Raw genomic sequence first — 22,414 nt, 5'->3', positions numbered from 1 at the left:
GATGGTTATGCCGGGCGACAACATCGCGATGACGGTCAACCTGATCGCGCCGATCGCCATGGATGAAGGCCTGCGCTTCGCTATCCGCGAAGGTGGCCGCACCGTCGGCGCAGGCGTCGTCGCCAAAATCGTCGAGTAAAGCTGGACATTGGGCTCGGTTACCGGGCCGGAGATAGAAGAATATGGACAGTCAAAACATTAGAATTCGCCTCAAGGCATTCGATCATCGGATCCTTGATCAGTCGACCGGCGAAATCGTGAACACGGCGAAGCGCACTGGCGCGCAGGTCAAGGGCCCGATCCCGCTGCCGACCCGTATCGAGCGCTTTACCGTTCTTCGCGGTCCGCACATCGACAAGAAGAGCCGTGAGCAATTCGAAATCCGCACTCATAAGCGGGTTCTGGACATCGTCGACCCGACCCCGCAGACGGTCGACGCTCTGATGAAGCTTGATCTCGCGTCCGGTGTTGACGTCGAGATTAAGCTCTAACGCTGAAGGATTAGATTCATGCGTTCCGGAGTAATCGCACAGAAGATGGGCATGACCCGGGTGTTCACCGATACAGGTGATCACGTTCCGGTCACGGTCCTGAAGATGGACAGCTGCCAGGTGGTGGGTGTTCGAACCGAAGAGAATGACGGCTACAGCGCCGTTCAGCTCGGCGTTGGCGCAGCCAAGGTCAAGCGCGTCAGCAAGCAGATGCGTGGACATTTTGCGAAAGCGAAAGTCGAGCCGAAGCGGAAGCTGGCCGAATTCCGTGTCAGCCCCGATGCTCTCATCGAAATTGGCGCGGAAATCACCGCGGACCATTTCGTTGCAGGTCAGAAGGTCGACGTTGTCGGCACCTCGATCGGTAAAGGTTTCGCCGGTGCCATGAAACGGCATAATTTCGGCGGCATGCGCGCCTCCCATGGTGTCTCCATCTCCCACCGCGCACACGGTTCCACGGGTAACTCCCAGGATCCGGGACGTGTGTGGAAGGGCAAGAAGATGGCCGGCCACATGGGCGACGCACGGGTGACGACGCAGAACCTCGAAGTGGTTCAGCTTGACGTCGATCGAGGTCTGATCCTGGTCAAGGGATCGGTTCCGGGCGCTAAGGGCGGCTGGGTTCTGATCTCCGATGCCATCAAGGTGAAACAGCCTGAAAATCTCCCGTTCCCGGCTGCTGTGCGCATGCCGACCGTGGAAGAGGTTGCTGAGCCGGAAGTTGTCGAAGCCGCTGCTGACGCCCCGGCCGAAGCCGAAACCTCGGCTGACGATAACGCCGAGAATAAGGACTGAGGGTCATGAAGCTTCCTGTTACGACACTCGACAACAAGAAGTCCGGCGACATTGAAGTCGCGGACTCCGTGTTCGCCGTCGAGCCGCGCCGGGATATCCTTGCCCGTGTGGTAAATTGGCAGCTGGCTAAGCGCCGTGCTGGTACCCACGCGACCAAGACGATTTCCCAGGTCAGCGGCACGACAAAGAAGCCGTTCAAGCAAAAAGGTACCGGCCGGGCCCGTGCGGGCTCGCTGCGGGCTACTCAGTATCGCGGTGGCGGCATCTCTCATGGTCCGATCTCTCGTGACCATGGGTTTGCTCTGCCGAAGAAGGTTCGCAAGCTGGGTATGCGCTCGGCACTGTCGGCCAAGCAGGCCGAAGGCAAGCTGATCGTTATCGACGATGCGGCCGGCGAGACCAAGACCAAGGAACTGGCCAAGAAGCTTACGGCTCTCGGTTGGAACTCGGTTCTGTTCATCGGTGGCACTGCGCTTGATGAGGGCTTCGCCCGGGCTGCCCGCAACATTCCGAATGTGGATGTGCTGCCGGAGCAGGGCGCGAACGTCTATGACATCCTCCGCCGGGACACTCTGGTGCTGACCAAGGCAGCGGTGGAAAGCCTGGAGGCTCGCCTGAAATGAGCATGCGTCCTTACAATACCAGCCAAGTCCGGCTGAGCGACGAGCGCGCGTACGACATCATCGTGCGCCCGATCATCACCGAGAAATCCAGCCTTGGATCGCAGTTCGGTCAGGTGACTTTCGAAGTCACGCTCGACGCGACCAAGCCGGAAATCAAAGTGGCCGTTGAGCGACTGTTCGATCGCAAGGTTAAAGCCGTCAACACCGTGCTGACCAAAGGCAAGGTGAAGCGCTTCCGTGGCAAGCTCGGCAAGCGGTCGGACTATAAGAAAGCGATCGTTACTTTCGAGGACGGTCAGGACATCGATGTTACGCAGGGGGTCTGATCCATGGCGTTGAAGACATTCAATCCGACGACGCCGTCCCAGCGTGAACTGGTGATCGTCGACCGCTCGGAACTCTGGAAAGGCAAGCCGGTCAAAGCATTGACCCGTGGTCTGACCAAGTCCGGCGGACGGAATAATACGGGCCGCACCACGTCTTTCTGGCGCGGCGGCGGACATAAGCGTAAATACCGCATCATCGACTTCAAGCGCCGCAAATTCGACGTGGCGGGAACGGTCGAGCGGCTCGAATACGATCCGAACCGGACCGCCTTCATTGCGCTGATCAAATATGACGATGGTGAACTGGCCTACATTCTGGCGCCGCAGCGTCTCAAGGCTGGTGACAAGGTCATCGCCGGTGAGCGCGCTGACATCAAGCCAGGCAATGCTATGCCGCTGAAGAGCATCCCGGTGGGCACGATCGTCCATAACGTGGAGTTCAAGGCAGGCAAGGGCGGTCAGATCGCGCGCTCCGCCGGTGCTTATGTTCAGATCGTCGGTCGCGACCAGGGTTATGCCCTGCTTCGTCTGACGTCGGGTGAAGTCCGGATGGTCCGCGGTGAATGTATGGCAACTGTCGGTGCGGTATCCAATCCGGACCAGCAGAACGTCAAGCTTGGCAAGGCGGGCCGCTCCCGCTGGCTCGGTAAACGCCCGCATGTTCGTGGTGTCGTTATGAACCCGGTCGACCACCCACATGGTGGTGGTGAAGGCCGGACCTCTGGTGGTCGCCATCCGGTGACACCATGGGGTAAGCCGACCAAAGGTAAGCGTACGCGCAGCAACAAGAAAACCGATCGCCTTATTGTGCGTCGGCGCCGGAAGTAAGAGGAGATAGACGTTGTCACGTTCTGTTTGGAAAGGCCCGTTTGTAGACGGGTATCTCCTGAAGAAGTCCGATGCGTCGCGCGCGTCTGGTCGTAACGAGGTCATTAAGACCTGGTCACGCCGGTCGACCGTTCTGCCGCAGTTCGTCGGACTGACCTTTGGGGTTCATAATGGCCAGAAGTTCATTCCGGTCCTCGTGACCGAGAACATGGTCGGACACAAACTCGGCGAATTCGCGCCGACCCGGACTTATTACGGCCATACGGCCGATAAGAAGTCGCGGCGCTAGGACTGGAGCAGAGACCATGGGCAAGAGTGCGGTCGAACGTCGACTGGACGATACCGAGGCGAAAGCGGTGCTCCGCAATGTGCGCGTGAGCCCGCAGAAGCTTAATGTCGTCGCGCAGATGATCCGCGGTATGGATGTGGACAAGGCCCTCGCGGCCCTGACCTTCTCCCGCCGTCGCATCTCCGACGATGTGAAGAAGCTCCTGCAGTCCGCAATCGCGAATGCTGAGAACAATCATCAGCTTGATGTTGACCGGCTTTTCATTAAGGAAGCTTCGGTCGGCAAGAGCATCGTCATGAAGCGCTTCCGTCCGCGGGCGCGGGGGCGTGTCGGCAAAATCATGAAGCCGTTTTCGCACCTGACCGTTGTTGTGCGTGAGCGCGGGGAGACCGAATAATGGGTCATAAAGTTAATCCGATCGGGCTTCGCCTCGGCATCAACCGGACCTGGGATTCCCGTTGGTTCGCTGCCAAGGATTATGGCGACCTGCTGCACGAAGACATTCGTCTCCGTCGCTATTTGCACAAGCGCCTGGCGCAGGCCGGTGTTTCCCGTGTCGTCATCGAACGTCCGGCGAAGCGTTGCCGCGTTGCTATCTACACCGCTCGTCCGGGCGTTGTGATCGGCAAGAAGGGCCAGGATATCGAGAAGCTCCGCCAGGATCTCTCCAAGATGGTCGGCACCGAAGTGAGCCTGAACATCCTCGAGATCCGGAAGCCGGAAATCGACGCCAAGCTGGTCGCGGATAATATCGCGCAGCAGCTGGAGCGCCGGGTTGCATTCCGTCGTGCCATGAAGCGGGCCGTTCAGTCGGCAATGCGTCTTGGCGCCCAGGGCATCCGGATCAACTGTGCCGGCCGTCTTGGCGGCGCGGAAATCGCTCGGACCGAATGGTACCGCGAAGGCCGCGTTCCGCTGCACACGCTGCGTGCGGATATCGATTATGGCGAGTCCACCGCGCAGACCACATATGGCGCCTGCGGCGTCAAGGTCTGGGTCTTCAAGGGCGAGATTCTTGAACACGATCCGCTCGCCCACGAAAAGCGGCTGACCGACCAGCCTGGTCATCAGCGCTGAGCCGGCGGATAGGATAGAGGTTAGATAGATGCTTAGTCCGAAGCGCACAAAATTCCGTAAGGCCCACAAAGGCCGGATCCACGGAAATGCAAAAGGCGGTACGACGTTGAATTTCGGTTCTTTCGGTCTGAAGGCACTGACACCCGCGCGTGTTACTGCCCGTCAGATTGAGGCCGCACGTCGTGCGATCACCCGTCACATCCGCCGTTCAGGCCGGGTGTGGATCCGGATTTTCCCGGATGTTCCGGTGTCGTCGAAGCCGGCGGAAGTACGTATGGGTAAAGGTAAGGGCACCCCGGAATTCTGGGTCGCCCGTGTCAAGCCCGGTCGGATCATGTTCGAGCTCGAAGGCGTTCCGCGGGATCTGGCAGAGGAAGCGTTTACGCTTGCCGCAGCCAAGCTTCCGCTTGATACGCGCTTCATAGCCCGGCTTGGCGAATAGGCCGCGGGAGAGAATGATGGCAAACAACGCAGCAACAGATCTTCGTGCCAAGACGGGCGATGAGCTGAAAACCAGCCTGGTGGACCTGAAGAAGGAGGCTTTCAACCTTCGTTTTCAGCGTGCCAACGGTCAGCTGGAGAACACTGCGCGGATGCGGCAGGTGCGCCGTGAGATCGCGCGCATCAAGACGATCCTGCACGGGCAGGCCAGCGCTTAAGCAGCGTTGGATTTAGGAGACGAGAAATGCCGAGGCGAATTTTGCAGGGCACCGTGGTAAGCGATAAGGGCGAGAAATCAATCGTCGTTCGCGTCGAACGCCGCGTCATGCATCCGATCTACAAGAAGTTCATCAAGCGCTCGAAGAAATTCGCGGCACATGACGAGCAAAACCAGTACAAGGTCGGTGACATTGTGCGGATCCAGGAATGTGCTCCGATTTCGAAGCGCAAGAACTGGACCGTTGTCACCGATGATGCTGGTAGCAACGCCTAAGCGGCAGGGAGCGACGACATGATCCAGATGCAGTCCAACCTTGATGTCGCAGACAATTCCGGCGCGCGCCGTGTTCAGTGCATTAAGGTTCTCGGCGGCTCCAAGCGCAAAGTCGCTGCCGTTGGTGACGTGATTGTGGTCTCCGTCAAGGAAGCAATTCCGCGGGGCCGCGTTAAAAAGGGTGAAGTGCTTCGGGCCGTTATTGTCCGGACCGCCAAGGAGATCCGTCGGAATGACGGCTCTACGATCCGGTTCGATAACAACGCTGCGGTGCTCATCAACAAGCAGAACGAGCCGATCGGGACGCGTATTTTTGGTCCGGTGACCCGTGAACTTCGTGCCAAGAAGTTCATGAAGATCGTCTCGCTTGCACCGGAGGTGCTGTGATGGCAACGAAGTTTAAGGTGAAAAAGGGCGATAAAGTTGTCGTCACCACCGGCAGGGACAAGGGAAAGACGGGCGAAATTCTGCGCGTCATCACGGATGAGAACCGTGTCCTGGTCCAGGGTGTGAACATGGTTAAGCGCCACACTCGCGCTACCCAGACCAGCGCCGGCGGTATTATTGAGAAAGAAGCGCCCGTTCATGTTTCGAACGTTGCGCATATCGACCCGAAATCCAACGAGCCGACGCGCGTCGGGATCCGTATTCTCGAGGATGGCCGCAAGGTCCGCTTCGCGAAACGGTCCGGCGAAGTGCTCGACGCTTAAGCGCGCTCGAAACGAGGCTAGACATGTCGCGATTAAAAGAAGTTTACGAAGCCGAGATCAAACCGGGAATGCTGTCGGAGTTCAAGTACGCGAACCCGATGATGTGCCCTTCGATCGAGAAAGTTGTCGTCAATATCGGCGTCGGTGAGGCGGTGCAGGATTCCAAGCGGGTTAAAGCCGCTGCGGAAGAGCTTGCCATCATCACCGGTCAGCGTCCGATTGTGACCCGCGCGAAGAAGTCTATTGCAGGCTTCAAACTCCGCGAGGGTATGCCGATTGGCTGTAAAGTCACCCTCCGCAGCGAACGGATGTTCGAGTTCCTGGATCGTCTGGTGAACATCGCCCTGCCGCGCGTGCGTGACTTCCGTGGTCTTAGCCCGAAGAGCTTTGACGGACGCGGCAATTATTCGATGGGCCTGAAAGAGCAGATCGTGTTTCCGGAAATCGACTACGATCAAGTCGATCATATCCGGGGCATGGAAATCGTCGTGGTGACGACGGCCAAAACCGATGATGAGGCGCGCGAACTGCTGCGTCGCTTTAACTTCCCGTTCGTAAACTGATCGGGCTGGAGAAGAGTCATGGCGAAGAAAAGCGCGATTGAAAAGAACAAGAGCCGCGGGAAGATTGTCCAGCGGGATGCCGGAAAGCGGGCGCGTCTGAAGGCGATTGCCTGCGATAAGGACCTCCCGTTGGAAGAGCAGTTTAAAGCCCGTCTGAAGCTGAACGAGCTGCCGCGCGATGGTGCGAAGATCCGTCTTCGTAACCGCTGCGAGGTCAGTGGCCGCCCGCGCGGTTATTATCGCAAGCTGAAGATGTCCCGTATTGCCCTGCGTGATCTTGGTTCTATTGGCCAGATCCCGGGCATGGTTAAGTCAAGCTGGTAAGAGAGGAGTCTTACAATGACGATGAGTGATCCTCTCGGGGACATGCTGACCCGAATCCGGAACGGCCAGACCGCTGGTAAAAGCGTTGTGGTTAGCCCGGCATCGAAAATGCGGAGCAATGTGCTCGAAGTGCTGATGCGCGAAGGTTTCATTCGCGGCTATTCCAGCGCTGAAGTGCGCAAGGGCATTGGCGAGCTGCAGATCGAATTGAAGTACCATGACGGTGAGCCGGTCATTCGCGAGATTCATCGCGTTTCCCGTCCCGGCCGCCGGGTGTACTCAAAGATCAAGGACCTGCCGAGGTGCTACAACGGTCTGGGTATTCAGATCCTGTCGACGCCGCGCGGCATTCTTTCCGACAATGAGGCCCGCGTTGCCAATGTTGGCGGCGAAGTCCTCTGCAAGGTATTCTGATCGGAGCCGGGCGAATGTCACGTATTGGTAAAAACCCAGTCGCTCTTCCGAGCGGCGTTACCGCCGAAATCGGCGCTGACGTCTTCTCCGCGAAGGGCAAACTCGGCCAGCTTTCTGTTCCGCTCAGCGATGCTGTAGACATCGTGATCGAGGACAACCTGGTCACCGTGAAGCCGAAGAATGCCTCCAAGCGTTCCCGGGCGATGTGGGGCACCATGCGTGCTCGCGTCCAGAACGCTGTAACGGGTGTGTCGGACGGTTTCACGATCAACCTGGAAATCAACGGCGTCGGTTATCGTGCTGCTGTCGAAGGCAAGAACCTGGTTCTTGCCCTCGGTTTCAGTCACCCGGTGAACTACCCGATCCCGGAAGGCATCACCATGAAGTGTGAGCGTCCGACGGCGATTTCGATCCATGGTGCCGACAAGCAGAAGGTTGGTCAGATCGCGGCTGAGATCCGCGGGTATCGTCCGCCGGAGCCCTTCAAGGGCAAGGGTGTTAAGTACGAGACCGAGACCATCCTCCGCAAGGAAGGCAAGAAGAAGTAAGGATTCGTGGCATGCTGACATCAAAACAACTTTTCCAGCGTCGCCGCCAGCGGACCCGTGCCGCGCTGCGCGCCAAGACAAACGGCAAGGCCCGGCTCTCCGTGTTCCGGTCTTCCAAGAACATCTATGCTCAGATCATCGACGATCTGAAGGGCGAGACCCTGGCGAGCGCGTCTTCTCTCGAGAAGGCACAGCGCGAGCAGCTCAAGACGGGCGCGGACAAGTCCGCGGCTGCGGAGATCGGCAAGCTGATCGGCGAGCGTGCGGTGAGCAAAGGCGTTACCGACGTCGTGTTCGACCGTGGCGGCTACCGGTATCACGGACGCGTCAAGGCACTTGCCGACGCTGCTCGTGAAGCCGGACTGAAGTTCTAGAAGGGGCCGAAACATGGCACGAGGCGAAAGAAGAGATCGCGACCAACGCGAAGATCCGGAACTGGTTGAAAAGCTAGTCGGCATCAACCGCGTCGCGAAGGTTGTGAAGGGTGGCCGCCGGTTCGGCTTCGCCGCCATCGTGATCGTCGGTGACGGTCGCGGTCGCGTCGGTTACGGCGCGGGTAAAGCCCGTGAAGTGCCGGAAGCAATCCGCAAGGCAACCGAGCAGGCGAAGCGTGGAATGGTCCGCGTTCCGCTGCGCGAAGGTCGTACACTGCACCACGATATCGGCGGGCGTTTCGGTGCTGGCCGCGTGATCCTGCGGTCGGCTCCTGCGGGTACCGGTATCATCGCAGGTGGCCCAATGCGCGCCATCTTCGAGGCTCTGGGTATGCAGGACGTGGTGGCGAAATCCACCGGTACGTCCAACCCGCACAACATGATCAAGGCCACTTTTGAAGCGCTGAAGAACGTCAGGTCTCCGCGCGCGGTTGCAGCCAAGCGTGGCAAGAAGGTCGCTGAGATCTTCGGCCGGGCTCCTGGCGAAGCCGAAGCGGCTCAGGCCTAAGGACGGAGAAGAGCCATGGCGGCAACGAAGAAGAAAGCGGCCAAGACGACGGTTACGGTCACCCAGACCGGCAGCCCGATCGGCCGTACCAAGGACCAGGAGCAGACTCTTGTCGGCCTGGGCCTTAACAAAATGCACCGCACGCGTACGCTGGAAGACACCCCGGCGGTTCGCGGCATGATCGGCAAGGTTGCTCATCTGGTGCGCGTCGTAGACGCGTCCTAAGGCAATCGGGCAGAACATTAAGCGATCCGGTCGATGCCGGAACGAGGGCAAGAACGATGAAACTCAACGAACTTCGCGACAATCCGGGCGCGCACAAGCCCGCCAAACGGGTGGGTCGTGGCGCCGGTTCCGGCCTTGGCAAAACTGCCGGTAAAGGTCACAAGGGTCAGAGCGCGCGCTCCGGCGTGGCCATTAATGGCTTCGAAGGTGGCCAGATGCCGATCCACCGGCGTCTGCCGAAGCGTGGCTTCAAGAACCCGTTCCGCAAGGAATTCGCACCGGTCAATATTGGCTCGATCCAGGCGGCGATTGATGCCGGCAAGCTCGATGGCAAGAAGACGATCGATGCGGCTGCTCTGTCGGCTGCCGGTCTTGTCGGTCGGGTGCGCGATGGTGTGCGTCTGCTTGCAACGGGTGAGCTGAAAGCCAAAGTAAAGGTGGAAGTCTCCGGTGCGTCTGCTGCTGCGATTGCAGCTGTTGAAAAGGCCGGCGGCTCCGTGACGGTTGCAGTTTCTGCTGCGAAGCCGGCTAAAGAGGCGGGCGACTCCTCCACCGACTGATTGGGTTCAGTGAAATGGCTTCCAGCGCCGAGCAATACGCGTCATCGATCAATTTTGGGGCCTTCGCGAAAGCGACGGAACTCAAGAAACGCATCTGGTTCACACTGGGTGCGTTGATCATTTATCGCCTCGGGACCTATATCCCGATCCCGGGAATCGATCCTGCGGTGCTGGAGCAGATCTTTCAGCAGAACTCAGGCGGCATCCTCGGCATGTTCGACATGTTCGCGGGCGGTGCCCTCGGGCGGATGACGATCTTTGCGCTGAACATCATGCCCTACATCTCTGCGGCCATCATCATGCAGCTGATGACCGCGGTTTCCCCGAGCCTCGAGACCCTGAAGAAGGAAGGCGAGGCCGGACGGAAGAAGATCAACCAGTATACGCGCTACCTGACGGTTCTGCTGGCGGCAGTACAAGCCTACGGCATCGCCTCCGGCCTGGAATCTATGGCGGACGGGACCGCTGTCGGTAATCCTGGATACTTCTTCCGGGCGACTGCGGTAATCACGCTGGTCGGCGGCACAGTCTTCCTGATGTGGCTTGGCGAGCAGATTACTGCGCGCGGCGTTGGTAACGGTATCTCGCTGATCATCTTTGCCGGCATTGTGGCGCAGTTGCCTACCGCGTTGGTCGGGATGCTTGAGCTTGGCCGCACCGGCGCGCTTTCCGCTGTGGTGATCGTACTGATCATGATCATGGCCGTTGCAGTCATCGCCGGCATTGTGTTCATTGAGCGCTCCCAGCGTCGGATAACGGTCCAGTATCCGAAGCGCCAGCAGGGCAATCGGATGTTCGGTGGAGAGAGCTCGCACCTACCGCTGAAGATCAACGTTGCAGGTGTTATCCCTCCGATTTTCGCCAGCTCTCTGCTGCTTATGCCGGTAACGGTCGCGCAGATGACAGCGGCGAGCGGTGGCGGCCCGGAGTGGCTGAGCACCTTCACAGCGATGGTTGGTCGCGGTCAGCCGCTCTACCTAGCGATTTTTGTCAGCCTGATTGTGTTCTTCGCTTTCTTTTACACAGCGATCGTCTTCAATCCGGCTGATACGGCAGACAATCTCCGTAAGTATGGCGGTTTCGTGCCTGGTATACGTCCAGGCAAGAACACGGCCGACTATCTGGACTTTGTCCTGACGAGGCTGACCGTGGTGGGGGCTGCCTATCTCGCGGCGATTTGTATTTTGCCGGAGATTTTGATCAGTCAGTACCAGGTGCCATTCTATTTCGGGGGAACGAGCCTGCTCATTGTGGTGACGGTGACAATGGACACCGTGAGCCAGATTCAGTCGCATTTGCTGGCGCATCAGTATGAGGGGTTAATTAAGAAATCGAAACTGAGGGGGAAACGTCGATGAATTTGATACTGCTCGGCCCTCCGGGCGCTGGAAAGGGTACCCAGGCTAAACGTCTGGAAGAACAATTCAAGATTATCCAGCTCTCTACAGGCGACATGCTGCGGGCTGCGATCTCTTCCGGCAGTGACGTGGGCCTCAAGGCAAAGAGCATTATCGATTCCGGCGGATTGGTTTCCGACGATATAATGGTTCAGATGATTTCCGAGCGCGTCGATCAGGATGACTGCAAGAACGGTTTTATTCTCGATGGTTTTCCGCGCACGGTGGCTCAGGCGGAAGCGCTGGACGTCATGTTAAGCGAGAAGGGGCTGAAGATCGATCATGTGATCGAGCTGAAGGTCGATGAAAGCATTCTGTTCGACCGGATCCGGTCCCGTATTGCGGAGACCCCGGAAGCCGATCGACGCAGTGACGATACCGAAGAGACGCTCCGTACGCGCCTTCAGGTGTTCAAGGAACAGACCGCACCGATCATTCCGTATTATGCGGATCGCGGTGCGTTGAAGAGTGTGGACGGCATGGCGTCCATTACTGAAGTAAGTGGTCAGATCGACGCGATTGTGGCGGCCTGATCGAGCTGTTTAAAGGTGTGGGTAAACCGGTTGACTCGGCAATCCGGTTGCGTATAATCCGCGCCCTCGGTTTCAGTGAAACCGTGCGCACTTGCTCGTGCGGATTTTCCGAGTTCGGTGCCTGGGTCGAATGACCCGTATTTTTGTTGGACGCTGACAAGCGTTGTACTGAGGAGTTTGCCCGTGGCGCGCATCGCAGGCGTGAATATCCCGACGCAAAAGCGTGTCGAGATTGCTTTGACTTATATACATGGTATCGGCCGGACCACTTCCACGAAGATCTGTGAGAACGTCGGTATCCCGCGCGAACGCCGTGTGCATGAATTGACCGAAGACGAAGTCGCGCGGCTGCGTGAGGTCATTGACCGCGATCAGGTGGTTGAGGGTGATCTTCGCCGCAAGATCGCGATGGATATCAAACGTCTGATGGACCTGGGTTGCTACCGTGGCCTGCGCCATCGTAAAGGCCTGCCGGTGCGCGGACAGCGGACTCATACCAACGCGCGGACCCGCAAGGGCCCGGCGAAGGCTATCGCGGGTAAGAAGAAATAATTCGGGTCTGACCCGACAAGCCGGAGCGGCAATTTAATGGCAAAACAACCGACCCAGGGACGCGTGAAGCGCCGCGAACGGAAGAACATCACTTCCGGTGTCGCGCATGTGAACGCATCCTTCAACAACACCATGATCACCATCACCGACGCCCAGGGCAATGCGATTTCCTGGTCCTCCGCCGGTACGATGGGCTTCAAGGGGTCCCGTAAGTCCACCCCGTACGCGGCTCAGGTCGCGGCTGAGGATGCAGGCAAGAAAGCTGCCGAGCATGGCATGAAGACTCTCGAAATCCAAATCAGCGGCCCGGGTTCGGGACGTGAATCCGCTCTGCGCGCACTGCAGGCTGTCGGTTTTGCCGTGACTTCCATTCGCGATGTCACGCCGATCCCGCACAACGGTTGCCGTCCGCCGAAGCGGCGTCGGGTTTAAGCTGCTAGGGCGGCTTAGGCCGTCCGACCGGTACAGCCCGTGGCCCCGAAACGAACGGTTTTGGGGCCGAAAGCATAAGTTAGAGGCCCGCGGGTCTCGTTAGCGATGAGGTCACCCCCGTGATTCAGAACAACTGGCAGGCTCTTATCAAGCCGAACAAGCTCGATGTGCAACTGGGCTCGGATCCCGCCCGCAAGGCAACGATCGTGGCCGAGCCGCTGGAACGTGGATTCGGTCTGACCCTAGGCAACGCGCTGCGCCGTATCCTGCTGTCGTCCCTTCAGGGCGCGGCGGTGACGGCTGTACAGATCGACGGCGTGCTGCATGAATTCTCCTCCGTCGCCGGCGTCCGTGAGGACGTGACCGACATGGTCCTCAACATCAAGGCGATCGCGCTGCGGGCTCACAGCGAAGGCCCGCGCAAGATGCGGCTTAAGGCTGAGGGTCCAGGCGAAGTCAAGGCCGGCATGATCGAAGCTGGATCCGATATCGAGGTGATGAACCCCGATCTGGTGATCTGCACCCTCGATAACGGTGCAAGCCTGTCCATGGAATTCACGGTGGAGACCGGCAAGGGATATGTCCCGGCCAGTGCAAACCGTCCGGAAGACGCCCCGATCGGCCTGATCCCGGTTGACGCGATCTTCAGCCCGGTACGGCAGGTCACCTACAAGGTGGATAACACCCGCGTTGGCCAGGTCACAGATTACGACAAGCTCTCCGTGCTTGTTGAAACCGATGGCTCTCTTACTCCGGAAGATGCCGTGGCTTATGCCTCTCGCATCCTTCAGGATCAGCTTCAGCTCTTCATCAACTTCGAAGAGCCGCAGCAGGTCGTTGAGACCGAAGAGAAGACCGAGCTGCCGTTCAACAAGAACCTGCTCCGCAAGGTTGATGAGCTGGAACTCTCCGTCCGTTCGGCGAACTGCTTGAAGAACGACAACATCGTCTATATCGGTGATCTCGTTCAGAAGACAGAGCCGGAAATGCTCCGCACGCCGAACTTCGGCCGGAAGAGCCTCAACGAGATCAAGGAAGTTCTTGGTCAGATGGGGCTGGCGCTGGGCATGGATATTCAGAACTGGCCGCCGGACAATATTGAAGAGCTCGCCAAGCGGCTCGAAGAGCCGTTCTGATCGGCTGAGCGCAATTGAATACTGTTTGTGCCGTGAGGCGCTGACGAATACGAAACTGGAGTTTTCGCGATGCGACATCGTTTTAAGGGCCGTCGGTTCAACCGGTCGTCCAGCCACCGCAAAGCCATGTTCAAAAACATGGCCAATGCGTTGATCAAACATGAGCAGATCATTACGACCCTGCCGAAGGCGAAAGACCTTCGCAGTGTTGTTGAGAAGCTGATCACCCTCGGCAAACGCCAGGACCTGCATTCCCGTCGTCAGGCGACGTCGGCGTTGCAGGACCCGATCATGGTTCGCAAGTTGTTTGACGTCCTGGCCGAGCGCTACAAGGAACGTCAGGGTGGTTATACCCGCGTCCTCAAAGCCGGTTTCCGCTATGGCGACTCCGCGCCGATGGCAGTGATTGAGCTTGTTGATCGTGATGAAGAGGCCCGCGGCCAGAATTCCGGTCCGGTTCAGGTCGAGGAAGAAGAAGCTCTCGAAGGGGCGATGCCGGCCGCGATCTGATCGCGCCACTCGTTATCCGACGTATTAAGAAAAGGCGGCCTCCGGGCCGCCTTTTCTTTTTTGCAATGCTCAGCGCCGGGCTTTGAGCAGTAATAGTGCGACGAATGCCGCGCCAATGGCGGTTGTGACGATACCGACAGGAAGCTCTTGGGGGGCGAGAAGAACCCGTGCGAGAACGTCGCTGGCGAGTAGCATGGCGGCGCCAGTGACTGCGGAGAGTGAAAGGCAAGGTAGGTGAAGCGGCCCGCCGATTGCCCTCGCGATATGGGGGACGACCAGCCCCAGAAACCCTATTACCCCTGTTACCGAGACGAAGATCGCGGTTGCAAAGGAACAGACGAGGATAATTCGGAGGTGCAGGCTTTCGATCTCAATGCCGAGACTGCGCGCAGTGTCGTTTCCGCCAAGAAGCGCGTCGAGATGGCGATGGCGGGCAAATGCGAAGGCGATCAGGCTCATCAGGCCCAGAACAGTTAACGGGACTGTTTCCCATCGCGACAAGCCGAGTCCGCCCAAGCTCCAGAAGAGGATTGAATGCGCCGCTCGCTGGTCACCCGCGAAGATCAAGTAGTTCGTAATGGCGGAAAACACGAACGAAACGGCGAGGCCGGCGAGGATCAGTTTCTCGGGTGCATGTGTGCCGAGCTGACGCAGGAGCGTAACGACGATAAGGGCAGCCAAAATGCCACCTGCGAAGGCCGCGAGCGGCAGGGTCCAGAACCCGAGTCGATCACCTGTGGTGGTGATTACCAATACAGCGCCGGCGGCGGCGCCGGAAGATAGCCCGAACAGGAACGGGTCCGCCAAATCGTTGCGCGTGACGGTTTGCAGCATCGCGCCGACCATGCCGAGACCAGCACCCGCACAAACGGCGACCACAACCCGCGGCAAACGCAGATCGACGACGACGCGCTCCAGGGGGCTCGATGGCCGGTCGTCCGAAGACATGGCATCTCCGATTGCGGTGAAGACGTCGACCGGTGAAATAGGCGTGGTGCCGAATAGCACCGAAAGAAATGCCAGCGCCGCAGTAACTGCGGCGCCGAGGAATAGGGCGGGAGCGAGTTTCATGTATTAATTTCGAGTGGCGTTAACTTACGAGTCGCCCGGGAACATCGCTTTGGTGATTTTGGCGATGGCGGCAATGTTGGCGGGCCCGGGTGTCAGCTCTTCGTAGCGCAGCGGGACGAAGCGTTCGTTCCGGACCGCTTGGGTCTCCTTCATGGCGGGGTGGGTCCTGAGGAATTCGAGAAGATCCGTGGCGCCGCCGCCGTTGCTGTAATCAAGCAGAATGAGGAATTCGGGATCGCGTAGAGCGACGGTTTCCCAGGATGTTCGGCCCCAGCTTACATCCATGTCATTCATAACATTGATACCGCCTGCGGCTTCGATCATTGCGTTGGCAATTGCCTTGCGTCCGGCAGTGAAGGGTTTTTCCTGACCAGAATCGTAGAGAAACACCCTGGTGCCCGCGCGGTTTCCGACCATTTGCCGGATTGTGTCGAGTTCTTTCGTCCAGCCATCAACAAGTGTCTCAGCGGCCGTCTCCCTGGCAAAAACCTTGCCGAGACGCAGGACGTCGTCGAAGAGCAAGTCCATGGATGCCGGTTTGCTGTTCTTATGTAGATGTGAACAGCTCTCTGATAGTACGAGCGTTTTTACGCCATGCGCTGTGAGGCTCTCCGGGGTCACTTCGCCGCCTGGCTTCATTCCATAATACCATCCGGCGAAGAAAAGGTCCGGTGCTGCCGAGACCAGGACCTCGAGGCTTGGGTACTTCGGCGCGAGTTCTGGGATGTCCCCCAGCTTTGCATTGAAAGCTTTGCTGGTCTTGTACCAGCCCGTGATTCCAGTAACGCCAATCATCCGGTCTTGAAGTCCAAGGGATAAGGCCATCTCGACCATATTGATGTCATGAACGACCAAGCGTTCGGGGGGGCGCTCAAATGTCACGGGGACGCCGCAACTCTCGACGGTAACCGGAAACGCGGCGGCGGGAGTCGCAAAAAGAAGAGCGGATACCGCGATGATAAATCGCTTCATGATTTTAAGTTCCCGTCGTGGGTAAGAATTTTGGGAATGGAATGTCGAGTACCGACAGGTCTCGGTTTTCGGTCGGATGCTGAAGGATCAACAAGTCGACTCCGAAGACATCGCTAACGATCTCTTTGCTTAGAGCGACCGCTGTCGGTCCGAAGGCAGCGGATCGACCTTCTTTGAGAAGAAGCGTCCGATCGGCGAATTGTGGAATGAGGGTCAATTCGTGGAGCACGCAGAGGCAGGCAACTCCAAGAGAAGCGACAAGAGAGAGTACTTCGCCTTTCGCCCGTGCATCGAGATGATTGGTCGGCTCGTCGAGGATTAGAAGCTCCGCTTCCTGCGCGAGAGCGCGCGCTATCGAAGCTCTCTGAAGCTCGCCCCCCGAGAGCCACTTCAACGGCCCATCCGCGAGCCGTTGGAGCCCGGTGCGCTCTAAAACCTCCGCGACCACGGCGATGTCTTTAGCCGCACTGGAGAGCCCTGCATGTGGAATGCGTCCGAGACCGACATAGTCTCGGACACTGAGCCGCCTGTCCGGCTCGGAGAGTTGCCCGACATATGCGATCCGTCGCGAGCGTTCTGAAGAGGAAATTCCGGAGATCGGGACTGCACCGAGGCGAATTTCACCGGAAGACGGCTGCTCAATGCCTGCGAGGATTCGGGCAAGTGTGGATTTTCCGGCACCATTGGGTCCTGCTATGGCAACCGTCTCGCCGGAGCGAATCGTCAGCGATACCCCACTCAGAATTGCCTGTCCGTTGTCACCGGAATAGCTGAGGCCATTGGCTTCAACGATAAGCTTCTCTGGAGTTGCGGCCAACTCGTCCGGCAGACGCACGTCCATGTCCCATCTCCACTGCCGAGGCGCTGGGACAGCGTGGCGTATTTCCGCCACCGCTTTCGTAATGAAAAACTGTGATGTCTTTCATTGCGTCGCCCGAAGCACCCCGTCCGGTTGCAAGTTCTTGCGATGGCAGGTCTCCTGGCTCACGGATATCAGCAGTTCGTCTACCTTCCCGACTGTTTCCAGTCAGTGGTGTCGTCGACGTCCGCTATCCGCCTACAGTTGCGGGGGCAGCCATGGATTTGGCCCCTAATGGGTACACCGCACCATGTTCTCTTTTCATTTCCTTTGGCGCTCGCCTAAGGAAAACCATCAGTTTCGACAATACATTCAAAAAGCCCGTGGTCAAGCTGAGCGATCTCCGCGAATTTCGGGACCCGAAACCGCTTTGAGCAGCGCATGATATCAATCGGAACCAAGCGGCATCAAACTTGCGGCAATACTCCAGATTTGCTCGTCATCAGGCCAGGCGGCGACGAGTTGGTCGAGTTCCTGACTTAGCAAGTCCGCATGTGCCGCGTCTTCCAAGGCCTCGGCTGTCAGTAGAAGATTGGTGCAAGCCTTGGCATGGAGCAACGCTGCTGTCCTGCTTTCCGGACGCGCGGCTGAAAGGGCAAGAATGTCGTCATAAATGTGACGAGCTTTTCCGATAGCACCGTCGCGGCAGAAGTCGGTCATCAGGTTAAAGGCTGCAAGCATGGCCTTCTCGCGCATCTCTTCGTCAATTGCTGCGCGCCGGTTTAAATCGACATAGATGGTTTCGGCTTCGGCCAACTTGCCCTTGTCGCCGAACACGGTAATGAGACCGAAACCCGCATCGGCCAGCGCATCAAGAAGGCCTGCAGTCTGGCTTCTGCTATCCACGAAGATCGCCAGACTGAAATAGAGGTCGATGGCCTTTTGGGATGCACCGGTCTGGGCCAGATGTGTCGCCAGATTGAAGCTGCCATTCGCTCTATGCTGCATCGTATCCGGCTGGCTGTTCGATACCTCGGCCAAGGCGCAGAGCGAACGGTGCAGATGATGGGCCTCGCGGGTTCGGCCCGCGTCGCAATGGGTGGCGATCCTGTTCGCAATGGCTTTGGCTAGGGTGGAGCGCAACAGGCGGTCCGTCGGGTGACGGGTGGCTATGGCCTGGATTTCCTCGAAGGTGGCGTCAGCCTCGGCACTCTTTCCCTGACGGGAATATTCCAGGCAAAGAGTAACCGATAATTCGCAATAGCCTCGCCGCATGCCGGGATCCTCCGGATGGCCCAGAGCATAGCGCTCCAGATGGGTGCGCACGTCATGGATCGCATTCAGCTCGCTGCGCCGGGCATGGCAGGCAGCGAGCCTGAGGGCACCGCATATCAAGCGATCTCGTATGTCTGCGGAGTTGGCATGGGTGCTGGCGAGCGTGTAGAGGGAATCGTAGCAGGCGCGGGCACGTTTGATCTCGCCGTCGCTGTCGCCGAGTGAGCTGATCGTATCGGCCAACTCCCCGGCTCTGGAAATCGTGGCTTTCCCGGTGTTCTGGGCGCCTGGCATTGACCCCTCCATTTCCGGTCCGGTGTTGTTGGTGCGTCCCTTTTGCCCCATGCACCGCCAACCCATATAGGATAGCCTACCTTCGACTTAATTTTGTGACAACAAACGGAAAAGCAACCGATGCGGCGCCCTGATTCTTCTCGGTTTTTCTCTCTGCCAGTCGCTGACACGATTCGCCATATGGTGGTGATGGGGTGTCTTGGCGGGTTTCTGCTGGTGTTTGCTGTGGCGGGGTCGGCGACAGCGCAAGCCGTGAAAGAGGTGCCTGGGTCGCGGGCAGAGATCCAGTATTCCTTCGCTCCTCTGGTGCGGAAAGTCGGTCCTGCCGTGGTGAATATTTATGCCCGGGCAGAAGTCACCGAGCGCCGGGCATCGCCATTGTTCGACGATCCCTTCTTCCGCCGGTTCTTCGGTGATGTGTTTCCGGGGGAAGCGCGCAAGCGTACGGCTCAGTCTCTCGGCTCCGGGGTCATCATGCGTGAGGACGGGTTGGTCGTGACCAATTATCACGTCATCAAGGGCGCGGATGAGATCACCGTTGTATTGTCAGACCGACGTGAGTTCGATGCGAAGATCCTGCTCGAGGAGGAGCGCACCGACCTTGCCGTACTGAAAATCGAAACGGAAGGAGAGAACCTTCCATATCTTGCGATCCGCGACAGCGACGAGCTGGAGGTTGGCGATCTCGTTCTGGCCATCGGCAATCCGTTCGGGGTCGGCCAGACGGTGACCAGCGGGATTGTCTCTGCTCTCGCCCGAACCGCCCTCGGCATCACCGATTACAGTTTTTTTATCCAGACCGACGCGGCCATCAACCCGGGGAATTCGGGCGGTGCGCTGATTTCCATGGATGGTCGACTGGTGGGCGTGAATACAGCGATCTACAGCAACCAGAAAGGCAGCGGCGGGTCAGTCGGAATCGGCTTTGCCGTACCGTCAAATATGGTCAGCACCATTCTTGATGGAGTGGAGAAGGGCAATGTGGTGCGGCCCTGGATCGGTGTGTCCGGTCAGACCATGACACCTGATTTGGCGGAGCAGTTCGGCTTGCCTCGGCCGGTCGGTGTTGCTGTGACGGATGTCTATCCTGATGGGCCGGCAGCCAATGCAGGGATACGGATTGGCGATGTTATCCTGAAGGTCAGCGACAGGGAGATCGTGGACGAGCAGGCTCTGCGATACCGTGTGGCTACGCGTCCGCTCGGTAGTGAGGCGCAGATCGAGATTCTGCGGGGAGGAACGCATCAAACGATAGATGTCCCTATGCGAGCCCCTCTTACCCAGCCGGAACCTGATCTGACGGATATGCGCGGCCAGCACCCGATGTTGGGAGCCCAGGTTGCAAACCTGTCGCCGGCTTTCGCCCTTGAGCACGGGCTCGACGATATGTCGCGGGGAGTCGTAGTGCTCAAGGTTGCGCGGCGATCCCCTGCTGCCCGTGTGGGACTCAGGCCGGGCGATGTTGTGCTGAAGATCAATGATGACACGATCGATATGGTCTCAAAGCTCGAGCCTGCGCTGATGTCAGCGAAGAATGCCTGGCGCATTTCAATCCGCCGCGAAGGCCAGGTACTGACCACGGAAATCAAGGGCTGAACGGTGGCAAGTCTGTTTGAAGCCGACGCACCGAGGCCGCTGGCAGACCGTCTGCGCCCGAAAACCCTCTCCGAAGTGGTCGGGCAGGATCATCTGCTCGGACCGGAAGCGCCGCTAGGCCGGATGCTGGCGCGTCAGCGGGTTGCTTCGATCCTGCTCTGGGGACCGCCGGGCTGCGGCAAGACCACTATCGCCCGACTGCTGGCGGACGGCACGGACATGGAGTTCGAGCCGCTGTCTGCGGTGTTCTCAGGTGTTGCCGACCTGCGCAAGGTCTTCGAGAAGGCCAAGGAACGGCGGCAGATGGGGTGCGGCACGCTGCTGTTCATCGACGAGATCCACCGTTTCAACCGGGCCCAGCAGGACGGCTTTCTGCCCTATGTGGAGGACGGCACGGTCGTGCTGGTCGGCGCGACGACGGAGAACCCGTCATTCGAGCTGAACGCGGCGTTGCTCTCCCGGTGTCAGGTGCTGGTGCTGCGGCGGCTGGACGATACAGCGCTGGATCTGTTGCTGACCCGCGCGGAGGAAATCGAGGGCCGTGCCCTGCCATTGACGCCGGACGGCCGCGAAGCGCTGAAAGCGATGGCGGACGGGGATGGGCGCTATCTGCTCAATCTGACCGAGGAGATTTTCCTGCTGCCATCGGAGCCGTTGCTGGACGGTGCCGGACTGGCCAAGACGGTGCAGCATCGGGCGCCGGTCTACGACAAGAACCGGGAAGAGCATTACAATCTGATCAGTGCCTTGCATAAGTCCCTGCGGGGCTCGGACGCGGATGCCGCACTCTATTGGCTTTCGCGGATGTTGGTCGGCGGGGAGGATGCCGGCTACATCATGCGCCGCCTGACCCGGTTCGCGGCGGAGGATATCGGCTTGGCCGATCCGGCCGCACTTCCGCAGGCTTTGGCTTGCTGGGATGCTTATGAGCGCATTGGCTCTCCCGAGGGCGATCTGATGTTGGCGCAATGCGTCATCTATCTCGCCACAGCGCCGAAATCGAACGCCGCCTACAAGGCCAGTAAGGCGGCTGCGCGTGCCGCCAAGACGACCGGCTCGCTGGCCCCGCCCGCGCATATCCTGAATGCGCCGACGAACCTGATGAAGGATCTCGGTTACGGCAAGGGCTATGCCTACGATCACGACGCGCCGGACGGCTTCAGCGGAGCCGATTATTTCCCCGAAGACATGCGCCGGGAGCAATTCTATCAGCCGGTCGAGCGTGGTTTCGAGCGGGATATCCAGAAGCGTCTCGCTTATTGGGACAAGCTGCGCCGGCAGCGCGCGACAGGCGGTCCGGACGGTGACAGCTGATCCCGGCTTCGATCTTTTCCTCGGCATCGACTGGTCCGGGGCAAAGGGCGCGCGCACTAGAGGCATTCAGGTTGCTGCCACCCGGCCGGGTGGGGCGCTGCCCCTTCTGATCGCCAATCCCTATCGAGAGCATGGCATTTGGTCTCGGCCGGACGTGCTGTCTTTTCTGGTCGCCAAAGTCGATGAAGGCTGCCGTGTGCTGGCAGGCTTTGACTTTGCCTTTTGCTACGCCTTCGAGGACGAAGCAGCCTATTTCCCGGGCCTGCCGGACGCTCCATCCTCTCCGGAGGCTGTCTGGGCGCTTGTTGAGCAGACGGCTCAGGATGATCCCGATTTATACGGCGCCGCCCTCTACAAGCGCGCGGACTTGCCCTACAGGGATTATTTCATGGCGCCGGGCTGGCGCGGGGAGAAGTACCGATACCGGCAGAGGTTGGTGGAACAGGCGGCCGCTTCCGTGACCACGCCGCACCCGGTCTTCAAATGCATCGGCGCGGCCAATGTCGGCACTGGCTCGCTTGCCGGTATGCGTTTGCTGCACAGGCTGCGCGGGCTGGATCAGGATATCCGGATCTGGCCGTTCGATCCGGAGCCGGGCGGGGCACTCACTGTCGTCGAGATCTTTCCCAGGTTTTACTACAAGCTAGCCGGTGGAGATCCCCGGGCCTGGGGGGATCAAGGGAATCTTGGTTCTGTCTGTCGTCACTTCGGTGTCACCCTTGGCGAGATTCCTGAAATCCGCGCAGAAGATGAGGCTGACGCCCTGATATCGGCGGCTGCATTACGGGAGTTGCAGGCCGAAGCCGCGCTCTGGAAACAGGCACGCAGGGCTGGTGCCTCCAAGGAGGGCTGGATATTCGGCGCGGCTTAGGCTAGCAAGCGCT

34 protein-coding genes, 1 pseudogene and 1 riboswitch are annotated in these 22,414 nt (G+C 59.1%); of the genes and pseudogenes, 31 read left to right on the top strand and 4 right to left on the bottom strand.

Features of this window, described 5'->3' with window-relative positions:
- The 28 genes and pseudogenes from tuf to rplQ all read left to right on the top strand — a co-directional run.
- Window positions 1-139 (top strand): annotated as a pseudogene (tuf, locus tag ABJ076_RS10155) (elongation factor Tu); the annotation flags it as partial.
- Window positions 140-182: 43 nt separating this feature from the next.
- Entirely contained in the window at window positions 183-491 is a 309-nt protein-coding gene (rpsJ, locus tag ABJ076_RS10150) for a 30S ribosomal protein S10 (RefSeq protein ID WP_028466776.1), read from the top strand.
- Between the two features lie 18 nt (window positions 492-509).
- Window positions 510-1,286 (top strand): 50S ribosomal protein L3, encoded by a 777-nt coding sequence (gene rplC, locus ABJ076_RS10145; protein ID WP_348193725.1) that lies wholly within the window; start codon window positions 510-512, stop codon window positions 1,284-1,286.
- 5 nt (window positions 1,287-1,291) lie between these two features.
- Complete coding sequence (gene rplD / locus ABJ076_RS10140) at window positions 1,292-1,909, top strand: 50S ribosomal protein L4 (protein ID WP_348193726.1); 618 nt, start codon at window positions 1,292-1,294, stop codon at window positions 1,907-1,909.
- A gap of 2 nt (window positions 1,910-1,911) precedes the next feature.
- The gene (locus ABJ076_RS10135) at window positions 1,912-2,235 is read left to right on the top strand and encodes a 50S ribosomal protein L23 (RefSeq protein WP_348193951.1); all 324 of its coding nucleotides are present in this window, start codon (window positions 1,912-1,914) and stop codon (window positions 2,233-2,235) included.
- Between the two features lie 3 nt (window positions 2,236-2,238).
- A complete protein-coding gene (rplB, locus tag ABJ076_RS10130; protein ID WP_348193728.1) occupies window positions 2,239-3,063 on the top strand; it encodes a 50S ribosomal protein L2 in 825 nt (274 codons plus the stop codon).
- 13 nt (window positions 3,064-3,076) lie between these two features.
- Window positions 3,077-3,352, top strand: a complete 276-nt coding sequence (gene rpsS, locus ABJ076_RS10125; RefSeq protein ID WP_028466781.1) for a 30S ribosomal protein S19 — start codon at window positions 3,077-3,079, stop codon at window positions 3,350-3,352.
- Between the two features lie 16 nt (window positions 3,353-3,368).
- On the top strand, window positions 3,369-3,749 hold the full coding sequence (rplV, locus tag ABJ076_RS10120) for a 50S ribosomal protein L22 (protein ID WP_348193730.1): 381 nt from the start codon (window positions 3,369-3,371) through the stop codon (window positions 3,747-3,749).
- On the top strand, window positions 3,749-4,429 hold the full coding sequence (gene rpsC, locus ABJ076_RS10115; protein ID WP_348193732.1) for a 30S ribosomal protein S3: 681 nt from the start codon (window positions 3,749-3,751) through the stop codon (window positions 4,427-4,429). The genes rplV and rpsC overlap by 1 nt, the downstream gene beginning before the upstream one ends.
- Window positions 4,430-4,457: 28 nt before the next feature.
- Window positions 4,458-4,871: a 50S ribosomal protein L16 gene (gene rplP / locus ABJ076_RS10110; RefSeq protein ID WP_028466784.1), complete on the top strand. Its 414-nt coding sequence runs from the start codon at window positions 4,458-4,460 to the stop codon at window positions 4,869-4,871.
- A gap of 16 nt (window positions 4,872-4,887) precedes the next feature.
- Window positions 4,888-5,088 (top strand): 50S ribosomal protein L29, encoded by a 201-nt coding sequence (gene rpmC, locus ABJ076_RS10105; protein WP_348193734.1) that lies wholly within the window; start codon window positions 4,888-4,890, stop codon window positions 5,086-5,088.
- Between the two features lie 26 nt (window positions 5,089-5,114).
- Window positions 5,115-5,363: a 30S ribosomal protein S17 gene (gene rpsQ / locus ABJ076_RS10100; protein ID WP_348193735.1), complete on the top strand. Its 249-nt coding sequence runs from the start codon at window positions 5,115-5,117 to the stop codon at window positions 5,361-5,363.
- Window positions 5,364-5,381: 18 nt separating this feature from the next.
- On the top strand, window positions 5,382-5,750 hold the full coding sequence (gene rplN, locus ABJ076_RS10095; RefSeq protein ID WP_348193737.1) for a 50S ribosomal protein L14: 369 nt from the start codon (window positions 5,382-5,384) through the stop codon (window positions 5,748-5,750).
- Window positions 5,750-6,073 carry a 50S ribosomal protein L24 gene (gene rplX / locus ABJ076_RS10090; protein WP_348193738.1) on the top strand — a complete coding sequence of 108 codons (324 nt, stop codon included), beginning with the start codon at window positions 5,750-5,752 and terminating at the stop codon, window positions 6,071-6,073. The genes rplN and rplX overlap by 1 nt, the downstream gene beginning before the upstream one ends.
- 23 nt (window positions 6,074-6,096) lie before the next feature.
- The gene (gene rplE / locus ABJ076_RS10085; protein WP_348193740.1) at window positions 6,097-6,636 is read left to right on the top strand and encodes a 50S ribosomal protein L5; all 540 of its coding nucleotides are present in this window, start codon (window positions 6,097-6,099) and stop codon (window positions 6,634-6,636) included.
- An 18-nt stretch (window positions 6,637-6,654) separates the two neighbouring features.
- On the top strand, window positions 6,655-6,960 hold the full coding sequence (gene rpsN / locus ABJ076_RS10080) for a 30S ribosomal protein S14 (protein WP_028466790.1): 306 nt from the start codon (window positions 6,655-6,657) through the stop codon (window positions 6,958-6,960).
- 15 nt (window positions 6,961-6,975) lie between these two features.
- Window positions 6,976-7,374 carry a 30S ribosomal protein S8 gene (rpsH, locus tag ABJ076_RS10075; RefSeq protein ID WP_028466791.1) on the top strand — a complete coding sequence of 133 codons (399 nt, stop codon included), beginning with the start codon at window positions 6,976-6,978 and terminating at the stop codon, window positions 7,372-7,374.
- A 14-nt stretch (window positions 7,375-7,388) separates the two neighbouring features.
- Complete coding sequence (gene rplF, locus ABJ076_RS10070; RefSeq protein ID WP_348193743.1) at window positions 7,389-7,922, top strand: 50S ribosomal protein L6; 534 nt, start codon at window positions 7,389-7,391, stop codon at window positions 7,920-7,922.
- An 11-nt stretch (window positions 7,923-7,933) separates the two neighbouring features.
- Entirely contained in the window at window positions 7,934-8,296 is a 363-nt protein-coding gene (gene rplR, locus ABJ076_RS10065; RefSeq protein WP_348193745.1) for a 50S ribosomal protein L18, read from the top strand.
- A 13-nt stretch (window positions 8,297-8,309) separates the two neighbouring features.
- Entirely contained in the window at window positions 8,310-8,864 is a 555-nt protein-coding gene (gene rpsE, locus ABJ076_RS10060; RefSeq protein ID WP_028466794.1) for a 30S ribosomal protein S5, read from the top strand.
- 15 nt (window positions 8,865-8,879) lie between these two features.
- On the top strand, window positions 8,880-9,089 hold the full coding sequence (gene rpmD / locus ABJ076_RS10055) for a 50S ribosomal protein L30 (protein WP_348193747.1): 210 nt from the start codon (window positions 8,880-8,882) through the stop codon (window positions 9,087-9,089).
- A gap of 56 nt (window positions 9,090-9,145) precedes the next feature.
- Window positions 9,146-9,649: a 50S ribosomal protein L15 gene (gene rplO / locus ABJ076_RS10050; RefSeq protein ID WP_348193749.1), complete on the top strand. Its 504-nt coding sequence runs from the start codon at window positions 9,146-9,148 to the stop codon at window positions 9,647-9,649.
- Between the two features lie 14 nt (window positions 9,650-9,663).
- Window positions 9,664-11,007, top strand: coding sequence for a preprotein translocase subunit SecY (gene secY, locus ABJ076_RS10045; RefSeq protein ID WP_348193751.1), 1,344 nt, complete (start codon window positions 9,664-9,666; stop codon window positions 11,005-11,007).
- The gene (locus tag ABJ076_RS10040; RefSeq protein ID WP_348193752.1) at window positions 11,004-11,579 is read left to right on the top strand and encodes an adenylate kinase; all 576 of its coding nucleotides are present in this window, start codon (window positions 11,004-11,006) and stop codon (window positions 11,577-11,579) included. The genes secY and ABJ076_RS10040 overlap by 4 nt, the downstream gene beginning before the upstream one ends.
- 183 nt (window positions 11,580-11,762) lie before the next feature.
- Window positions 11,763-12,131 (top strand): 30S ribosomal protein S13, encoded by a 369-nt coding sequence (gene rpsM / locus ABJ076_RS10035; protein WP_348193753.1) that lies wholly within the window; start codon window positions 11,763-11,765, stop codon window positions 12,129-12,131.
- 36 nt (window positions 12,132-12,167) lie between these two features.
- Window positions 12,168-12,563 carry a 30S ribosomal protein S11 gene (gene rpsK, locus ABJ076_RS10030; RefSeq protein ID WP_348193755.1) on the top strand — a complete coding sequence of 132 codons (396 nt, stop codon included), beginning with the start codon at window positions 12,168-12,170 and terminating at the stop codon, window positions 12,561-12,563.
- Window positions 12,564-12,682: 119 nt separating this feature from the next.
- Window positions 12,683-13,699: a DNA-directed RNA polymerase subunit alpha gene (locus tag ABJ076_RS10025; RefSeq protein ID WP_348193756.1), complete on the top strand. Its 1,017-nt coding sequence runs from the start codon at window positions 12,683-12,685 to the stop codon at window positions 13,697-13,699.
- A gap of 69 nt (window positions 13,700-13,768) precedes the next feature.
- Window positions 13,769-14,209, top strand: coding sequence for a 50S ribosomal protein L17 (gene rplQ / locus ABJ076_RS10020; protein WP_348193758.1), 441 nt, complete (start codon window positions 13,769-13,771; stop codon window positions 14,207-14,209).
- A gap of 69 nt (window positions 14,210-14,278) precedes the next feature.
- Here rplQ and ABJ076_RS10015 read toward each other — a convergent pair whose 3' ends face one another.
- The 4 genes from ABJ076_RS10015 to ABJ076_RS10000 form a co-directional block, all read right to left on the bottom strand.
- A complete protein-coding gene (locus ABJ076_RS10015; RefSeq protein WP_348193760.1) occupies window positions 14,279-15,280 on the bottom strand; it encodes an iron ABC transporter permease in 1,002 nt (333 codons plus the stop codon).
- A 24-nt stretch (window positions 15,281-15,304) separates the two neighbouring features.
- Window positions 15,305-16,252, bottom strand: a complete 948-nt coding sequence (locus ABJ076_RS10010) for an ABC transporter substrate-binding protein (RefSeq protein ID WP_348193761.1) — start codon at window positions 16,250-16,252, stop codon at window positions 15,305-15,307.
- Between the two features lie 4 nt (window positions 16,253-16,256).
- Window positions 16,257-17,093: an ABC transporter ATP-binding protein gene (locus ABJ076_RS10005; protein WP_348193763.1), complete on the bottom strand. Its 837-nt coding sequence runs from the start codon at window positions 17,091-17,093 to the stop codon at window positions 16,257-16,259.
- A 110-nt stretch (window positions 17,094-17,203) separates the two neighbouring features.
- A riboswitch (cobalamin riboswitch) is annotated at window positions 17,204-17,422 on the bottom strand.
- 76 nt (window positions 17,423-17,498) lie between these two features.
- The gene (locus tag ABJ076_RS10000) at window positions 17,499-18,620 is read right to left on the bottom strand and encodes a hypothetical protein (RefSeq protein WP_348193765.1); all 1,122 of its coding nucleotides are present in this window, start codon (window positions 18,618-18,620) and stop codon (window positions 17,499-17,501) included.
- A 120-nt stretch (window positions 18,621-18,740) separates the two neighbouring features.
- Here ABJ076_RS10000 and ABJ076_RS09995 point away from each other — a divergent pair, with 120 nt between their 5' ends.
- Genes ABJ076_RS09995 through ABJ076_RS09985 form a run of 3 tightly spaced genes read left to right on the top strand, consistent with a single transcriptional unit; the run spans window position 18,741 to window position 22,401 of the window.
- The gene (locus ABJ076_RS09995) at window positions 18,741-20,216 is read left to right on the top strand and encodes a Do family serine endopeptidase (protein WP_348193766.1); all 1,476 of its coding nucleotides are present in this window, start codon (window positions 18,741-18,743) and stop codon (window positions 20,214-20,216) included.
- A 3-nt stretch (window positions 20,217-20,219) separates the two neighbouring features.
- On the top strand, window positions 20,220-21,530 hold the full coding sequence (locus ABJ076_RS09990; protein ID WP_348193768.1) for a replication-associated recombination protein A: 1,311 nt from the start codon (window positions 20,220-20,222) through the stop codon (window positions 21,528-21,530).
- Complete coding sequence (locus tag ABJ076_RS09985) at window positions 21,520-22,401, top strand: hypothetical protein (RefSeq protein ID WP_348193770.1); 882 nt, start codon at window positions 21,520-21,522, stop codon at window positions 22,399-22,401. The genes ABJ076_RS09990 and ABJ076_RS09985 overlap by 11 nt, the downstream gene beginning before the upstream one ends.
- Window positions 22,402-22,414: the final 13 nt, after the last annotated feature.

It is taken from the genome of Nisaea sp., from assembly GCF_039990255.1.
Classification (GTDB): Bacteria; Pseudomonadota; Alphaproteobacteria; order Thalassobaculales; family Thalassobaculaceae; genus Nisaea.
This window is presented reverse-complemented; position numbering and strand designations above follow the sequence as displayed.

Coding starts and splice junctions, on each gene's coding strand:
- rpsJ (WP_028466776.1), top strand. CDS start 183: ATGGACAGTCAAAACATTAGAATTCGCCTCAAGGCATTCGATCATCGG.
- rplC (WP_348193725.1), top strand. CDS start 510: ATGCGTTCCGGAGTAATCGCACAGAAGATGGGCATGACCCGGGTGTTC.
- rplD (WP_348193726.1), top strand. CDS start 1,292: ATGAAGCTTCCTGTTACGACACTCGACAACAAGAAGTCCGGCGACATT.
- ABJ076_RS10135 (WP_348193951.1), top strand. CDS start 1,912: ATGCGTCCTTACAATACCAGCCAAGTCCGGCTGAGCGACGAGCGCGCG.
- rplB (WP_348193728.1), top strand. CDS start 2,239: ATGGCGTTGAAGACATTCAATCCGACGACGCCGTCCCAGCGTGAACTG.
- rplV (WP_348193730.1), top strand. CDS start 3,369: ATGGGCAAGAGTGCGGTCGAACGTCGACTGGACGATACCGAGGCGAAA.
- rpsC (WP_348193732.1), top strand. CDS start 3,749: ATGGGTCATAAAGTTAATCCGATCGGGCTTCGCCTCGGCATCAACCGG.
- rplP (WP_028466784.1), top strand. CDS start 4,458: ATGCTTAGTCCGAAGCGCACAAAATTCCGTAAGGCCCACAAAGGCCGG.
- rpmC (WP_348193734.1), top strand. CDS start 4,888: ATGGCAAACAACGCAGCAACAGATCTTCGTGCCAAGACGGGCGATGAG.
- rpsQ (WP_348193735.1), top strand. CDS start 5,115: ATGCCGAGGCGAATTTTGCAGGGCACCGTGGTAAGCGATAAGGGCGAG.
- rplN (WP_348193737.1), top strand. CDS start 5,382: ATGATCCAGATGCAGTCCAACCTTGATGTCGCAGACAATTCCGGCGCG.
- rplX (WP_348193738.1), top strand. CDS start 5,750: ATGGCAACGAAGTTTAAGGTGAAAAAGGGCGATAAAGTTGTCGTCACC.
- rplE (WP_348193740.1), top strand. CDS start 6,097: ATGTCGCGATTAAAAGAAGTTTACGAAGCCGAGATCAAACCGGGAATG.
- rpsN (WP_028466790.1), top strand. CDS start 6,655: ATGGCGAAGAAAAGCGCGATTGAAAAGAACAAGAGCCGCGGGAAGATT.
- rpsH (WP_028466791.1), top strand. CDS start 6,976: ATGACGATGAGTGATCCTCTCGGGGACATGCTGACCCGAATCCGGAAC.
- rplF (WP_348193743.1), top strand. CDS start 7,389: ATGTCACGTATTGGTAAAAACCCAGTCGCTCTTCCGAGCGGCGTTACC.
- rplR (WP_348193745.1), top strand. CDS start 7,934: ATGCTGACATCAAAACAACTTTTCCAGCGTCGCCGCCAGCGGACCCGT.
- rpsE (WP_028466794.1), top strand. CDS start 8,310: ATGGCACGAGGCGAAAGAAGAGATCGCGACCAACGCGAAGATCCGGAA.
- rpmD (WP_348193747.1), top strand. CDS start 8,880: ATGGCGGCAACGAAGAAGAAAGCGGCCAAGACGACGGTTACGGTCACC.
- rplO (WP_348193749.1), top strand. CDS start 9,146: ATGAAACTCAACGAACTTCGCGACAATCCGGGCGCGCACAAGCCCGCC.
- secY (WP_348193751.1), top strand. CDS start 9,664: ATGGCTTCCAGCGCCGAGCAATACGCGTCATCGATCAATTTTGGGGCC.
- ABJ076_RS10040 (WP_348193752.1), top strand. CDS start 11,004: ATGAATTTGATACTGCTCGGCCCTCCGGGCGCTGGAAAGGGTACCCAG.
- rpsK (WP_348193755.1), top strand. CDS start 12,168: ATGGCAAAACAACCGACCCAGGGACGCGTGAAGCGCCGCGAACGGAAG.
- rplQ (WP_348193758.1), top strand. CDS start 13,769: ATGCGACATCGTTTTAAGGGCCGTCGGTTCAACCGGTCGTCCAGCCAC.
- ABJ076_RS10015 (WP_348193760.1), bottom strand. CDS start 15,280: ATGAAACTCGCTCCCGCCCTATTCCTCGGCGCCGCAGTTACTGCGGCG.
- ABJ076_RS10010 (WP_348193761.1), bottom strand. CDS start 16,252: ATGAAGCGATTTATCATCGCGGTATCCGCTCTTCTTTTTGCGACTCCC.
- ABJ076_RS10005 (WP_348193763.1), bottom strand. CDS start 17,093: ATGGACGTGCGTCTGCCGGACGAGTTGGCCGCAACTCCAGAGAAGCTT.
- ABJ076_RS10000 (WP_348193765.1), bottom strand. CDS start 18,620: ATGCCAGGCGCCCAGAACACCGGGAAAGCCACGATTTCCAGAGCCGGG.
- ABJ076_RS09995 (WP_348193766.1), top strand. CDS start 18,741: ATGCGGCGCCCTGATTCTTCTCGGTTTTTCTCTCTGCCAGTCGCTGAC.